At 44.4% G+C, this 15,364-nt stretch carries 10 protein-coding genes; 7 read left to right on the top strand and 3 right to left on the bottom strand.

Features of this window, described 5'->3' with window-relative positions:
* Positions 1 to 162: 162 nt before the first annotated feature.
* Positions 163 to 978 carry an AraC family transcriptional regulator gene (locus AC4MRV_RS01310; RefSeq protein WP_491185611.1) on the bottom strand — a complete coding sequence of 272 codons (816 nt, stop codon included), beginning with the start codon at positions 976 to 978 and terminating at the stop codon, positions 163 to 165.
* A 508-nt stretch (positions 979 to 1,486) separates the two neighbouring features.
* Between AC4MRV_RS01310 and AC4MRV_RS01305 the strand changes: the two genes are divergently transcribed.
* The 3 genes from AC4MRV_RS01305 (at position 1,487) to AC4MRV_RS01295 (ending at position 5,584) form a co-directional block, all read left to right on the top strand.
* Positions 1,487 to 2,581: a PEGA domain-containing protein gene (locus tag AC4MRV_RS01305; RefSeq protein WP_491185610.1), complete on the top strand. Its 1,095-nt coding sequence runs from the start codon at positions 1,487 to 1,489 to the stop codon at positions 2,579 to 2,581.
* Positions 2,582 to 2,727: 146 nt separating this feature from the next.
* On the top strand, positions 2,728 to 4,554 hold the full coding sequence (locus AC4MRV_RS01300; RefSeq protein WP_491185609.1) for an SUMF1/EgtB/PvdO family nonheme iron enzyme: 1,827 nt from the start codon (positions 2,728 to 2,730) through the stop codon (positions 4,552 to 4,554).
* 319 nt (positions 4,555 to 4,873) lie between these two features.
* Positions 4,874 to 5,584, top strand: a complete 711-nt coding sequence (locus AC4MRV_RS01295) for a helix-turn-helix transcriptional regulator (RefSeq protein ID WP_491185608.1) — start codon at positions 4,874 to 4,876, stop codon at positions 5,582 to 5,584.
* A gap of 18 nt (positions 5,585 to 5,602) precedes the next feature.
* On the opposite strand, the gene pdxH is transcribed toward AC4MRV_RS01295, so the two are convergent.
* Positions 5,603 to 6,238 carry a pyridoxamine 5'-phosphate oxidase gene (gene pdxH / locus AC4MRV_RS01290; RefSeq protein ID WP_491185607.1) on the bottom strand — a complete coding sequence of 212 codons (636 nt, stop codon included), beginning with the start codon at positions 6,236 to 6,238 and terminating at the stop codon, positions 5,603 to 5,605.
* A gap of 210 nt (positions 6,239 to 6,448) precedes the next feature.
* On the opposite strand from pdxH, the gene AC4MRV_RS01285 reads away from it, so the two are divergent.
* Genes AC4MRV_RS01285 through AC4MRV_RS01270 form a run of 4 tightly spaced genes read left to right on the top strand, consistent with a single transcriptional unit; the run spans position 6,449 to position 12,608 of the window.
* Positions 6,449 to 7,840 (top strand): HlyD family type I secretion periplasmic adaptor subunit, encoded by a 1,392-nt coding sequence (locus tag AC4MRV_RS01285; protein ID WP_491185606.1) that lies wholly within the window; start codon positions 6,449 to 6,451, stop codon positions 7,838 to 7,840.
* A 60-nt stretch (positions 7,841 to 7,900) separates the two neighbouring features.
* The gene (locus AC4MRV_RS01280; RefSeq protein ID WP_491185605.1) at positions 7,901 to 8,563 is read left to right on the top strand and encodes a transglutaminase-like cysteine peptidase; all 663 of its coding nucleotides are present in this window, start codon (positions 7,901 to 7,903) and stop codon (positions 8,561 to 8,563) included.
* Between the two features lie 5 nt (positions 8,564 to 8,568).
* A complete protein-coding gene (locus AC4MRV_RS01275; RefSeq protein ID WP_491185604.1) occupies positions 8,569 to 10,479 on the top strand; it encodes a bifunctional diguanylate cyclase/phosphodiesterase in 1,911 nt (636 codons plus the stop codon).
* A 14-nt stretch (positions 10,480 to 10,493) separates the two neighbouring features.
* Positions 10,494 to 12,608, top strand: a complete 2,115-nt coding sequence (locus tag AC4MRV_RS01270; protein WP_491185603.1) for a type I secretion system permease/ATPase — start codon at positions 10,494 to 10,496, stop codon at positions 12,606 to 12,608.
* A 74-nt stretch (positions 12,609 to 12,682) separates the two neighbouring features.
* Here the strand turns inward: AC4MRV_RS01270 and AC4MRV_RS01265 are convergent, their stop codons facing one another.
* Positions 12,683 to 15,220: a glycosyl hydrolase family 18 protein gene (locus AC4MRV_RS01265; protein WP_491185602.1), complete on the bottom strand. Its 2,538-nt coding sequence runs from the start codon at positions 15,218 to 15,220 to the stop codon at positions 12,683 to 12,685.
* Between the last annotated feature and the right edge of the window lie 144 nt (positions 15,221 to 15,364).

The following is a 15,364-nucleotide window of genomic DNA, read 5'->3' as shown; positions in this document are numbered from 1 at the left end:
CAAATGTTCAGGTTTCCTACAATGGCATGCAGTGTATTTTGAGCTTGAGAGGAATACTTGTCAAAAACTCCGAGCTTTTTGCTAAAAACTCTGTTTTTTAACAAAACAAAAACAGAGTCACACCCAAAATGGCAATATTATATTCGGTTTGTCTTTGCAGTTTTAACCAATTCTTTTCTTGTAGGCCGAAGGAGAAATGCCTTGAAGGCGAGAAAACGTATGCGTGAAAGTACTTTGTCCGGAAAAGCCCGTCAGCTCAGCCACTTGGCCGAGGGATAAGTTTCCTTGTGCGATAAGTTGCTTCGCCATATCAATCCGCTTGCCGAGTACATACTGGTGCGGGGTAATCCCCATTTGCTCTTTAAATAAGTTGTGAAACTGACTTTCACCAAGGAAAACACTACCCGCAAGCTGAGCAACGCTGATCTTATGACTGAGATTTTGTTCGATGTAGCGGTCGATCGCATCTAGGTCAAAACGAGATTCTTTACGCAACGTTTCAAAGGACGACATATGACGGTGCAACAGCGCAATAACCGTATCGTTGCAGGCACGGCTAAGCAGCAAATCTTCTGGGCTAGACTGCATCTCAGCAACAAGCATCTGGATCAGTTTTTGAATTTGTCCATCAAGTTGGAAATATGTATCTCGATCATTTAACGCATTGAGCTTTTGCAGCATCAAAGGGTCATCATTATTGGCTAATGGCATGTTTAGGACCAAAATATCTGACTGGCCAACCACACCACCAAACGCATGACCTGAGCCTGACGTCACAACACAGCCTTGCCCTGGTCCTACTAAGTTTCCATAACCATTCACTTCGAACTCCGCCTGACCTTTAAGTCCGATAACGACTTGAGTATAACTATGGTCATGACACTCCATGTAAGAAGGTAACGTGATCAACTCTGCCGGTTTTGGCGACAAAAGTTTGTCAATATTTGGGACAGTTTGCAGCTCTGACGGAGGATTCATGGGTAACCACACTATCGGTTCGAGGTAGAGTAAATGGTATAACAAAATCATAAATTCTCGAAACTTTGCCCCTCAATAACCAACGAGACACATATTAGAAGAACAAGTTTTCTGTTGAGTCTCCGTTACTTACTGGTTAATTGGCATGAAACGTTTTGTACGGAAGAATGATCAAGTGCACATTATTTACGGTCAATGCGCCTTCTACCTATTAAGTTATTTCCAGAATAGAATTTGCCACTTGAATATTTCATTAATACTCACAGAATGGTTGGAGGACTTTCCTGATTTTCTAGAAACTTGTGATAGAATCGCAGGCTGAGTTTAGCCAAGAGTGCTAAAAAGGACGAATCGATATCTCTGAACGGCAAACATGCAAAGGAGTGTCAATTGTTTGTCTATACATCTATCTGTCTATCGGTTGTGGTTGTCTATTCAACTTTCACTCCCTGACACACAGACTGAGTTTTGAGATTAGTATTTTAAACATTATTTGTTGCAGGGACTTATGAACAAACGTCGCATCCCAGCGCTACTGTTAGCGCTAACCCCATTTTGGGTTTCGACTTCAACATTTGCGGAAGAATCTGCCTCGTCAGACCCTGTTGCCGCAATTGAAAGCAAAATTAAACAAAAAGAGTCTGAGCTGAACGCCGTTACAAGTGAGTTTAGTGACGAAAGTGAACAGTTACAGCAACTTCAAAGTGACAAAAACAAGTTGCAGCGAGCTGAGCAAGAGCAAATATCAAAACGAGACCGTGCTAAAATCGCTTTGGATACCCAATATACTCGCCTTCTTGAAGATCCAGAGTTAGATCTAGCTGCTTTCCAGAACGATTATCGTCAATCTTGGGCGACAGTTAAAGACACGCAAAAAGCGTTGCTAGAAAACAAACAAGCCATCGCTGAAAACGAAATGCGCGTCGCGTCTATCAAGCAGAAGCAAGCTCGCTTAAAGTCAGAGTACTCTTACTTAAAGGAGCAGAAAGTAGACGCTCGTGTTAAGCGTTTGGATCGAGAACTTCGTGACAGCAGCGTACTGGAAACCAGTTACACCACCACATGTTCTGCGACAATGACCTTGGGAGAATGTTCAAATCAAGGCCAGTATCTAACCAAACAAAAAGCGGTTAAGATTTTTAAATCACAATTGCTTGACAGTGTGACTGAATCGCATGTAGCTAAACAAAACGCTAAAGACGTACAGCTAAACGTGATCGTTCAGGAGTCACAAATTGTTCGCTCAAGTTTTGAAGGTACAAACCAATACTTCACACAGATTCAAGCTCAACTGCGTGCTCGCCCAGATAAGACCACGGCTTGTAAGTTGCTAAACGTATCAAATCGATACTGTTTGAAGAGTGCGAAGAAAAAAGATAAGAAAATTGATAAGAGCTGGGTAAATGTCACGGTACGTTCGGACCAATATGATGACGCTGTGACGATCAATGGCATCAGTTACGGTAGCACCCCGGTTGAGGTTGTACTACCAAAAGGCCAGCACCAAGTGACCGTTTCTAAGAATGGCTACCAATCTTATAACCGAATTATCACCATCAATTCGAATGATACAGTGTGGGTAAAACTTCGTCCTAACGGATAATATTGAGTAAAAGACCAACACAATTCACAAAGATGAAGAAAAACGCCACTTTGATTCTACGTTATCTAATGATAATTTGAGATCAAAGTGGCGTTTTCGTTTAGAATGAGCCAATTAACATAATTTTTGGATGTAGAAGAAAGACAATGCGATTCGGTTTCTCGACCCTTTTGCTAGCATTATCTCCGACCTTGATGGCGTCGTATGCTGTAGCACAAGAAGCGCCAAAATCATTGATGGAAATCGATGACCAGATTTTTACAAAGCATTCGGAGTTGGTGACTTTTGAGCAGTTCAGGGATGGACAACAAGCACTAGTAAACCAACAACAGAGTGAAATTAACCGTCTCAAGTCTGACGCGGCGACTCTGTCTGCAAAATTCGAGGATGCGAAAGCAAAACTCAAGCGCGACTATGAGCGCATGATCAATGACCCGAATATCGATATCGCGGCGTCTCAAGCAGCTTACCAAGACGCCTGGCAAGCAATCAAAATCAATCAAGACCAAACATTGTCAGCGGAGCACCGCCTTACTGAACTAGAGGCCGACTTAGTCACAAAGAAAGCTGAAATTAAAACCATCCAACGTTTGATTGATAACCTTGAAACCGCTAAGTATCGAGCGCGTGCGGAACGTTTGACTCAAGAATTAAATCAGCACAAAAAGATTTCCGTTAGTTTCACCAATCGTTGCGCGGATTCTATGACTTTCTCGCAATGTGAAAGCCAGACAAAAGAGCTTGCACTCCAAAAAGCAGTGAAAGAGTTTCGTTTATCTTTGCTGGAAAAGCTGTCTGAAACTAATGTAGTAAAAACTAACTTACACAAGGCTTCTATCAACATCCACGTTTTGGATCACCAAACGCTAGAAAGCGGCTTCCAAGATGGAATGCGTTACCGCAGCTTAATGGATGTAGAGATGGAGTCTCGTCCAGGGAAAAGTACCGCTTGCCGCCTACTGGATCTGGATAAGAAGTATTGTTTAGCAAAAGGACAAAACAGCGGGGATAATACGGCTGCTCAGCAAGAAGTGGCTTGGGTAAACGTCGCCGTTCGTTCCAACTTGTATGACGATAATGTTCTTATCGATGGCGTTTCTTATGGTTCAACACCCATCGAAGTCATGCTTCCTGTAGGCGAACACACTATCTTAGTAGAGAAAGAAGGTTACTATCCGTTCAGTAAGAGCGTTGATGTTGGCTCTGACTTCTCGCTTCGTGCCGAGTTGAAAGAACGCACTAACAAGCCTCGCTCCGGTGATAAGTTTGCTGACTCTCTTGCAAATGGTGCTAAAGCTCCTGAAATGATCACCATTTTAAAAGGCCAATATCTTGTTGGGCAAAATGCAACAGAGAAAGTCACCCTTGATCATGCTTTCGGTATTGGCGCGACTCCTGTCACCGTCAATCAGTTCAAAGCATTTATCGAACAGACGAAGTATCAAACAGACGCAGAGTTAAAAAATACTTGTACAGCTTTGGTTGATGGCGAAGTCACCCCTCTATCGAAAAGCAGTTGGCAGAGTCCAGGCTTTAAGCAGTACCCTAATTCTCCCGTGGTTTGTGTGAGCCAAAACGACGCAAAATCCTATGCTAAATGGCTAAGTAAGCAAACTGGAGCAAAATACCGTCTGCCTACAACGCAAGAGTGGGAAATTGCTGCGCGAGCAGGTAGCCAAGCAAAGTATTGGTGGGGTAACTCGTTTGAAACGGGTAAAGCGAATACAGGCTGGAGTGGAACACCTTGGTCAAATATCAGCACAGCTCCAGTAAGCGCGTTTTCACCAAATAAACTGGGGATGTATGATGCCGTGGGTAATGTCTGGCAGTGGACAAACGGCTCCAATGGCGTAGCCAAAGGTGGCGCATGGAACTTTTCGCCAGAAATGGCTGCTGCTGACCAACAACTCATCTTGTCGACCTTCACAGCTTCAAACTATCTGGGCTTCCGCGTCGTACGTGAACTCAACTAGTCAATAGTTAAACAAATCATTGTTTACAGGGGGGATTTCCCCCCTTTTTTATTCCCCACTACTAAGTAAACTATTTATAGAGTTACTCTAAATCCCCATAAAGTTAATTGTTTTCGCGAATAATTGCATCACGGGGTACATGAGTACTCGGTATCTTTTGATACGTCTATGCCATGGATCATGGCCATAGAACCTCTTCTACACGTCGACAAGAGTAATCTTGTGTTTGCCAGCCACTCAGTGTCTGGCATTTTTTTATCGTACACAGTAGGACCTTAAGCTAAAATGGCGAGGTTGTTCTATAAGGTGCATATAAGAAGTGAATCCGCAGTTAGTCTCCTTATTTAGCCAGTTACCCGGATACTGGGGGTGTAAGGACCAAAATTCCGTGTTTGTTTATGCAAACCAAGCATATGCGGAGCTTGTTGGTTTCGAAAACGTACAGCAATGCATTGGCTTAAATGACCATGAAATTCCTAGCCCAACATCACGTTGCGCAGACGATTTCCGTAATCAAGATCTCTACGTCATGGAGAACCGAACTAGCTTAAAAGTACTCGATATTCATCCATACCCTGACGGCCGTTGGCGAGCGCATATATTCATCAAAACGCCTTGGTATAACGAACTAAATGAGGTTCAAGGGACCATTTTCTATGGGCAAGACTTATCCGACACCGCTATTTTGGAAGTGGGTCATTGGATATGCCGAGCAACCGGGCTTTCTGATGAACAAATGGTTCAACTAAAAGCCCCCCAAGCAGAGCACTCCCTAAAGCTTTCTCCGCGGGAGTCTGAAGCGTTGTTCTTATTGCTGTATGGGAAAAAGCCGAACTACATTGCCCATGTTATGAATATCTCAATTAAGACATTGGAAAGTCATGTCGCTCGTTTAAGAGCAAAGTTTGGAGCTCACACCAAAGCGCAACTCATTGATATGGCATTGGAGAAAGGCTACGGCTCTTACATACCGCATACTCTATTAAAAAGGCAGATTTCAGTGGTTCTAAATAGTGAATACGCCGCTTAAAGCGGCGTATTGTTTAGTCTATGGCGCAAGGCGATCTATATTCCAAGCTTCATTTTCTTTAGAGAAGAGGAAACGGTCATGCAATCTGTGTTCTCCTCCTTGCCAGAACTCAATCGATGTTGGCTTGATTCTAAAACCACCCCAAAAACTCGGTACGGGGATGTCACCTTGTTCAAATTTCTGTTTTAGTTCAAGAAACTTCCCTTCCAGTACTCCTCGAGCTGAAATACGGCTACTTTGTTTACTCGCGATAGCGGCTAACTGGCTTTCCTTCGGCCGCGAAGTGAAATACTTCATATTTTCAACCACCGAGAGCTTCTCTGCCACGCCAGTAATGTGTACTTGGCGCTCCATAGGGTGCCATGGAAAATGAAGACTAACTTTCGAATTTTCACCGATCTGCTCAGCTTTACGGCTACCTAAGTTGGTGTAGAAAACGAACCCTTGTTCGTCGACATGCTTCAACAAAACAATACGTTGAAACGGCTGGCCAGATGCATCAACTGTAGCAACCGTCATCGCTGTTGGATCAGTCAGCTTGGCTTCGATGGCCTGCTTCAACCACAGGTCAAACTGTTGGATAGGATCGGCAAGCAAGTCTTTTCTTCTAAGTCCACCTTTGGTGTACTCGCGGCGGATATCTTCAAGTTCCATCTTATCTCCTGACGAAATTTTTTTGCTGATTGTGCGCTCTAATTGTGTAGAACTCAAGCATGAACCCCAATACAAACGCTACACTCATTCTATAGAGCGATTCAGGTAGATAAATTAGAGGCTCAAATGGGATTATGTCAGCAAATTCTTAACATTTGCATCAGACAGTAATAAAATCAATAAAATAACTTCAATTGACAAGGAACACCAATGAGTAAGAGCAGTTATAACAAGCTTACTCCCACTGAGTTGGATTACGTCGACGATAAAACCGCGGCGCTTCTTCTCAATACCCCCAATAGTGCTCGAGTCATGCTTTGGGTGATGGTGTTCTTTTTCATCTTGGCTGGTGTATGGGCTTCTTGGGCGCAAATCGACAAAGTGACTGTTGGTCAAGGCAAAGTAGTCCCTTCTTCCCAAATTCAAGTTGTACAAAACCTTGAGGGGGGATTAATTAAAGATATCCTGGTTCGAGAAGGGCAAAACGTCGAGAAAGGACAGCAGCTACTTCTCATAGATGACACTCGCTTCCGCTCTGATTTTCGTGAGCGAGAGCAGCAAGTCGCCAACCTAACTGCCAGTGTTATGCAGTTATCTGCTTCTATAACTAGTGTGGTAATAAATGAAGACTTCAATAACAGTAATTGGCAAAACAACGTCCTCATTAATTTCAATAAGCTGGCTTTTCCTCCTCAACTAAGCGAGCAAAAACCCCAACTTGTAGCCCGCCAGCGTGCTGAATACCGACAAGATTTGAACAAACTGCGAAACCAAATTTCGGTCATCGACCAACAAGTGAAGCAGAAGCAACAAGATGTAATTGAGATCCAGGCTCGAATTCGTAACCTACGAGATAGCTATAACTTCGCCAAAAAAGAGTTAGATATTACTAAGCCACTAGCAGATGAGGGCGTTGTACCTAAGATTGAACTCCTCAAACTTCAAAGGCAAGTAAACGATACTCGTCGTGAGCTCACCTCAAGTGAATTGAAGATGCCTGTACTGAAATCTGCAATTCGTGAAGCAATGTTAAGCCGTATCGATGTTGCACAAAAGTTTCGTTCAGAGCAGCAAGAAAAGCTGAACCAGGCGCAAGATAAGCTGTCAGCCTTAACTGAGTCTGCCGTTGGACTAGAAGATCGTGTAAATCGAACAATAGTGACCTCACCAGTGACTGGCACAGTTAAAACTCTTAACATCAACACGGTTGGCGGTGTAATCCAGCCAGGTATGGATATCGTAGAGATCGTACCAAGTGAAGATACCCTACTTGTCGAAGCGAAAATCGCTCCTCAAGATATCGCATTCCTTCGCCCAGACTTACCTACCATTGTTAAGTTCAGTGCCTATGACTTCACCAAGTACGGCGGACTGGAAGGAACACTTGAACACATCAGTGCCGATACGACCACCGATGAAGAAGGAAACAGCTTCTATTTGGTTCGTGTCAGAACGAAAGAAACAAGCTTAAACAAAGACAACTCTTTGCCTATCATCCCTGGCATGACAGCTTCCGTGGATATTATCACCGGCAAACGCACAGTAATGGAATATTTACTTAAGCCAATCCTTGGTGCAAAAAATAACGCTTTAAAGGAGTAAAGCCCCGAATCATGAATGACCGTGTTGACGACAGAACTCTAAGCAACATATAAGCCCAAGATGAAGTATGTTCTGATCGCTTTATTAATGCTGGTAGCATCAACCACCTCTTTTGCTCTAAATACTCAAGAGCAAAGGTGGGTCGATGCCGTGCGTAAGACCTATGGCGATAGAGCTGCGCGTCGAGTAGAAACGTGGCGAAGAGAGCTATCACAGTACAAATCGCTCCCTGAAAGACAGCAGCTCACCCAAGTAAACAGTTTCTTCAATCAACTAAACTTCGTGAATGACGATCGCCTTTGGGGTAAGAACGATTATTGGGCAACCCCTCTAGAATTCCTTGGCAGTAATGCGGGCGACTGCGAAGATTTCACTATTGCTAAGTATTTCTCTTTACTTGAATTAGGTGTCTCAGATAAGAAACTCCGTTTAGTGTACGTTAAAGCGATTACGCTAAACCAATTTCATATGGTTCTCGCTTATTACTCAACGCCAAGTGCAGAACCGATTCTACTCGATAACATTGACCCCGAAATCAAGCGCGCGTCAAAGCGTCGTGATCTGTTACCGATATACAGTTTCAACGGTAAAAATCTCTGGTTGATGAAATCGAAGAAAGGTCAGTTAGCAGGGAAGTCATCCAGGTTGAGCCTTTGGAATGACCTCCGTGCTCGCGAGAAATCGCTAAAACTAAACAAACCCATAATTAATTATGATGAGTAGGCAATATGACGTTATATAAACAACTTGTCGCGGGAATGATTGCTGTAATCTTGATGCTTTTGATCTCGGTGTTTGTCATCGAGTTCAACACCACAAGAAACAACTTAGTTCAGCAACAGCGATCCGAAGTCAATAACACCATTAACACGGTCGGACTAGCACTAGCCCCTTATTTGGAAAACAAAGATACCGTTGCCGTGGAGTCGGTAATCAACGCTCTCTTTGATGGTAGTAGTTATTCGGTTGTAAGGCTTATCTTCCTAGACACAGGGGAAGAAATTCTTCGTTCTTATCCCGTCAGACCGAATAATGTGCCGAAGTGGTTTACCGATTTGCACCTATTCGAAAAAATCCATGATCGCCGTGTCGTAACCAGCGGCTGGATGCAACTCGCTGAAGTAGAGATAGTCAGTCACCCTGGGGAAGCCTACACCCAGTTGTGGATGGCGTTTGAACGTTTAGTGATTGCTTTCTGTATCATCATGTTGATTGGTTTATTCTCCATATCTTTCATTTTGAAGCGCGCTTTGAAACCACTCAATCTTATCGTTACTAAGATGGAGCAAGTCGCTCGTAACCAGTTTGGAGAGCCATTACCAAGACCGGTAACACAGGATCTTATTTACGTGGTTGATGGCATTAATAGTATGTCAGCCCAACTGGAGAAATCATTTAAAGCTCAAGCTAAAGAAGCTCAACAACTCCGTGAACGAGCTTATGTTGACCCAGTGTCTGGCTTAGGTAACCGCGCTTTCTATATGAGCCAGTTGAGCTCTTGGCTAAGTGAAGGTGGCTTTGGTGGTGTTGCTATTCTTGAAGCGAACTTCATTCGAGAGCTATACGATGACAAAGGCTATGAATTCGGAGATGGTATGGTAAGAGAGCTCGCCGATCATCTGAAAGTATCTTTAACCTCTCCTAACGTCACTATCGCCCGTATCTCAACAGAGGAGTTTGGCTTTATTCTGCCGAATATGGATGATACCGAACTCAAACTAATCTCTGATAGCATCGTTACCTACGTACAAGATATCAACGCAGATCCTACGGGGATGGCGACATCAAGCATTGCGCTTGGTGTGGTTCATAACGAAACATCGATGAGTACCAGTGAAATTCTAACCATGTTAGACAACGCACTTGCGACAGCCAAAGCAAACCCTGAGCTATCTTACGGGTATGTTTCAGGCGCTAACAGTGACAACCTAATGGGTAAACAGCAGTGGAAGAACTTGGTTGAGGAAGCGATCAACAATGATTGGATTACCTTCCGCTTCCAGGCTGCAAACAACTCTTGGGGTCAGACCTACCATCGCGAAGTATTCTCTGCGATTGAAAAAGACGATGAACGCTTTAGTGCCAACCAATACCTGTTTGCTCTTGAGCAGCTAAATGCAAGCCATGTATTCGACGAGTACGTTATAGAATCAATGGTGAAACGCATCAGAGAAGGCGAAGTTTCTGAGCCAGTGGCAATTAACATTTCTCAAACCAGTATCGCTCAACCTAGCTTTATTCGCTGGGTCACTCAGTTGTTAAACAAAAACAAGAGTTGTGCAGCGTTACTGCATTTTGAGATCCCAGAAAACTGCTTCATCAACTCTCCTCACCACACGGCATTATTCTGTAACGCGGTGCGTGCCGCAGGCGCAGACTTTGGTGTTGACAACTATGGTCGAAACTTCCAATCTCTTGACTATATTAATGAATTCCGTCCTGCTTACGTTAAGCTTGACTACCTATACACACATCACCTAGACGATGAGAAACAGAAGTTCACCTTAACTTCTATTTCTAGAACCGCGCACAACTTGGGAATTAAAACTATTGCTTCACGTGTTGAAACTCAAACTCAGCTCGATTTCTTATCCGAGCACTTTATTGAAGTCTTCCAAGGCTTCATTGTAGATAAATAGGATAAAGGCATAGCATGCAGGACCCGCTATTAAATTCGCTTATCTACGTGAGCCGCTACTATGGCTTAGCTAACTCACCAGAAGCTCTTATCAATGGCTTACCACTCGCTGATGGTAAGCTTACTCCTTTTTTGTTCCCTCGCTCTGCCGAGCGAGCAGGCTTAGTCGCGAAGGAAAACCGCTCACCACTCAATGAGATCTCTCAGTTAGTATTACCTGTTGTCTTACTTCTCAAAAGTGGTGATGCGTGCGTTCTAAACAGTATTAGTGAAGACAAAAGCGAAGTTGAAATCGTTACAGGAGACTCTGGCCTAGTACCCGTTTCGATCAGTTGGAATGACCTTGAAGAGCAGTACATCGGCCGCTACTTCTTAGTGAAGAAGCAGTTCCGTTACGATGAACGCTCACCAGAGGTATTAAAAACTAAAGAAGGTCACTGGTTCTGGAGCACAATTTGGCAATCTAAACATATCTATCGCGATGTATTAATTGCCTCGATTTTAATCAACCTATTCGCCGTTGCTGCACCCATGTTCACTCGATTGGTGTATGACAAAGTAGTACCAAACCTCGCATTTGAGACTCTGTGGGTACTCGCGAGCGGTATTTTTGTCATCTTTTTATTCGATCTGCTTCTAAAGTTGATGCGAAGTTACTTTATTGATGTGGCAGGTAAGAAGTCAGACATTTTGATCTCATCTAAGCTGTTTAGCAAAGTGATGGGTATTCGAATGGAAGCTAGACCACCATCCGTGGGTGCTTTTGCTCGTCATTTACAAGAGTTTGAATCGATTCGTGAGTTTTTTACTTCCGCAACGATTGGCTCTTTAATCGACCTTCCGTTCGCGATTCTATTCCTTCTTTTAATCTGGCTAATGGCAGGAAACTTGGTGCTGGTGCCGATAGTTGGTGTCTTGATCCTGATTGTCTACTCCCTGCTTATTCAAGGACCATTGCGCCACACCATTGAAGAAGGCTCGCGCTTGGCTTCACAAAAGTATGCCAATCTAATAGAGAGCCTTGCTGGGCTTGAAACTGTGAAATTGTTTGGCGCCCAAAGCCAGTTCCAGTTCCGCTGGGAAGAAGCGGTAGCCCACATGGCAAACTGGAACATCAAGAGTCGTCGTATTACCGATGGTATTCAAAATACGGCAGGTTTCGTTCAGCAAGCTTCAAACATCGGAATGATCATTCTAGGGGTTTACCTAATTGCTGAAGGCGAGTTAACCATGGGGGGATTGATTGCAGCAACAATGTTAAGTGGCCGTGCCATCGGACCAATGGTTCAATTATCTTTACTCTCAACGCGTTACAACCAAGCAAAGTCGTCAATGACCATTATCGAACAAGTGATGGAAATGCCTGATGAGCAAGAAGAAGGCAAGCGCTATATTCATCGCCCGATTGTACACGGAAAAATTGAATTGGATAAAGTGACGTTCCACTATCCAGATTCACCAATTGCGTCGGTTCGCGATCTTAGCCTAACGATCCAACCCGGAGAAAAAGTAGCGATTATTGGCCGTATCGGCTCGGGCAAAACCACATTAGAACGATTGATCATGGGCTTGTATCAACCAACAGAAGGGCACGTGCGTATTGATGACACTGACATTCAGCAGCTGCATCATATCGATATTCGCCGTAACATTGGTTGTGTTCCGCAAGACAGCCAGCTGTTTTTTGGTTCAATTCGCGACAATATCACTCTAGGCCGCCCTCTTGCCGATGACCGCGATGTTATGGATGCGGCTAATCGCGCTGGTGTTACTGTTTTCACTCAGCAAGACCCTGCCGGTTTAGAACGTCAGGTTGGTGAAGGAGGCTTATTGCTCTCTGGTGGTCAACGCCAAGCCGTTTCAATTGCTCGTGCATTACTTGGCCGTCCACCAGTCTTGTTGATGGATGAGCCAACCAGTGCGATGGATAATCGCTCTGAAATGCATATTAAACAGCAATTGGCGCAACTGAAGAAGAGTGAAACATTAATCTTGATTACGCATAAAACATCAATGCTTGATGTCGTCGATCGCGTTATCGTGATGGAGAAAGGTTGTGTTATCGCAGACGGGCCTAAGTCTGAAGTTCTAAATAGCCTCAAACAAGGTAAAGTAAGAGCCGCAACTTAAACTCAAATAGCTTACTCCAAACAAAAAGCCATTCAGGTTGCCCTGAATGGCTTTTTAGTTAGACCATACGTTACTTAGTTAGTTGAACAGCTTGCAGGACCAATTTCCTTCCAAACGCCCCATTCACCAGACTTCGATGGGTCTTCACCCTTTGTCCACCACTTCGCTTCCCAAACTTTTCCAGCCCAAGAAACTTGGTTGCCACCTGTGTAGACTGCCGATGCATCCCATAAGTCACTACATAGTTCACCACCTGTGGTTTTCTTAGCGACAACAACCGCTGCAGAAGCAGAAGACGTCGCTTTACCATCACTCACTGTTACAGTGAATGCAAGTGACGTATCTTGAGTGTACTCTGCCGCAACGAAACTTACTGTTGCACCATCAACAGTGGCATTTAAACCAGCTGGCACATCCCAAGAGTAACTAAGAACATCATTATCCGCATCCGTCGAGCCTGAAGCATCAATCACCACGACATCGCCTGCATTAACGTTAGCCGGAGCAGAAATCGCTGCGACAGGCACCTTGTTGACTGGTGGTAAGTCTTTTGGATTGACATTCACAGTTACTGTGTCCGAAGCACTCGCTCCTTCGTTATCTGTTACTGTTAGCTTAAAGCTTAGTGTTTCTGCTTGAGCCACTTCTGCCACATCAAAGCTTGCAGTCGCACTACCTGCTCCTGATAAAGTGACAGGTGTACCCGAAACTTGAGTCCACTGGTAACTTGCGATTGTACCGTCCGCATCTTTTGATGCACTACCATCAAGAGACACTGTAGCTGGACCAACAACGGTAACATCAGCGCCTGCATTTGCAGATGGCGCTCGGTTAGATGGCGTACCACCAGCAAGACCTTCGTGCATCGCATTTAGAATGTCACCATTATCCGCATCAATTTCCCAAGAGAACAGACCTGCTAAACCTAAAGAGCGAACATATGCGCCCTTAGCTTTCACTGAACGGTCATCATCAAAAGTAATGAGCTCTCCAGTTGAGCGGTTCCATACCCAAGGCGCTTCTGCTTGGTCATCGTAACCGTATTCAAAGCCGTTCACGCCTTGCTTATTGTCACCAAGCATAAAGGTCTTCACGCCTTTGTAGTCAATTACGCCGTCTTCCCAAACACCTTGTTCGGTTGAACCTTTCAGCTTGCCAGTCGCAACCCCTGTCATTGGATCATTTGGATCACTTAGCGTATCAGGTGTCACACCTTCCCAGCCTCGACCGTACATCGCAGTACCTAAGACCAGTTTGTTCGCAGGAACACCTTGGGCAAGTAGTAATTGGATACCGTTATCTGAAGTGTACGCTGGGCCTTTATACTGTTCACCGTTTTCGTCTACACCAGAGCCATCACACTGACCTGGACGCATAAATGAGCCACAGTAAAGAGCCGTCTGGTGACCAACTACATTATTCCAACCGCCGTAGAAGTCATAGGTCATGGCAAAGATGTAATCCATGTACTGAATCGCGTCGCCGTAGTTCACATCTTCAATCTTATCGTGACCAACACCAATAGCTGAAGTGAGTTCGTAAGTACGGCCTGTTTCCGCTTCCAACTCATCTAACATTGCACGAAGCTCACGCATCAACGCAATGTATGCTGGGCCGTCATTTACTGGGTCACCTTTATCGGCAGCAGCACCGCCACCACCGGGAAATTCCCAGTCAATATCAACACCATCGTAGAACTTCCAAGTTTTGAGGAAGCGTTTGACTGACGCGACAAACGTGTCACGATTTGCTTTATCTACAAAATCATAGAATGGGTCTGACAACGTCCAACCACCGATAGAAGGGATGATTTTCAGATCTGGGTTACGCTGCTTAAGCGCCATAAGCATGGCGTAGTTACCTTTAATTGGTGAACTATACTCATGTCCTGCCTGCGGGAAACTTTTTTGGTAAGCAGCCCAAGGGTCATGGATCACGACTTCATAGTCTGCGACGCCCTGACACGCAGTCTGAAGCGCGTTAAAGCTATTACCACCCACCGATTTTACCGATTCATTTGGGCCACAAACTGGGATAAAGCCGTAAAGAATATGGGTTAGGTTATCCGCTGGAATATTGTCTACCGTGTATTTACGGCCATAAATGCCCCATTCAACAAAGTACGTACCAACGACTGTATTAGGATCAGTGTTGTACGTTTTGTTGTTTGGATCTACGTTCATCGTTAGCGGTTTTAGGTGAGAACCATCAGTGTCCGCCACCACGATTTCAGCTGGCGCACTCGCACTACAGCCTGTCGCGTCACAAGCTTCGATCGTCATTTGGTAACGACCGCCTTGACCATAAGTAAAGTTAGCCGTTGTCTGGCTTCCTGAAATAGGCCCTGTTGCGACCTCGACACCGTCGAATAAGATTTTGTAAGTGTCTCCTGTAGAGCCACTCCACTGATTAAACTTTACGGTGATGTTCGCTTGTTCGTTATATTTCACCATCTGGTTGTAGCCAGAGGTGGTTTCCATCGCGAGTTCTATTTTTGAAAATTGTAGGTTGTTCGAGCCATATACGTCGACGCTTGGAGCCGCAGGTGCTGCAATTGATGCTCCAGATAGAGCCATCGCAATGCTAGCTGCACACAAAGTAATACGATTCATATCTATTTCTCTCGTTCCTTGAATTTCACTCTAAAATCAGAGTTAAAGCTGTTCCTCTACTGCAAACGAAGAACATCCATTTCAGTATTTAAGAGACTTTTTTTTAGATGGAAAAAATAAAAGTGCTTTACGAGTCAACATCAA

It is taken from the genome of Vibrio sp. (assembly GCF_984391705.1).
Note: the sequence above shows the minus strand (reverse complement) of the source record. Positions and strands in the feature narration are given on the sequence as shown.

Coding starts and splice junctions, on each gene's coding strand:
- AC4MRV_RS01310 (WP_491185611.1), bottom strand. CDS start 978: ATGAATCCTCCGTCAGAGCTGCAAACTGTCCCAAATATTGACAAACTT.
- AC4MRV_RS01270 (WP_491185603.1), top strand. CDS start 10,494: ATGCAGGACCCGCTATTAAATTCGCTTATCTACGTGAGCCGCTACTAT.
- AC4MRV_RS01305 (WP_491185610.1), top strand. CDS start 1,487: ATGAACAAACGTCGCATCCCAGCGCTACTGTTAGCGCTAACCCCATTT.
- AC4MRV_RS01300 (WP_491185609.1), top strand. CDS start 2,728: ATGCGATTCGGTTTCTCGACCCTTTTGCTAGCATTATCTCCGACCTTG.
- AC4MRV_RS01275 (WP_491185604.1), top strand. CDS start 8,569: ATGACGTTATATAAACAACTTGTCGCGGGAATGATTGCTGTAATCTTG.
- AC4MRV_RS01265 (WP_491185602.1), bottom strand. CDS start 15,220: ATGAATCGTATTACTTTGTGTGCAGCTAGCATTGCGATGGCTCTATCT.
- AC4MRV_RS01285 (WP_491185606.1), top strand. CDS start 6,449: ATGAGTAAGAGCAGTTATAACAAGCTTACTCCCACTGAGTTGGATTAC.
- AC4MRV_RS01280 (WP_491185605.1), top strand. CDS start 7,901: ATGAAGTATGTTCTGATCGCTTTATTAATGCTGGTAGCATCAACCACC.
- pdxH (WP_491185607.1), bottom strand. CDS start 6,238: ATGGAACTTGAAGATATCCGCCGCGAGTACACCAAAGGTGGACTTAGA.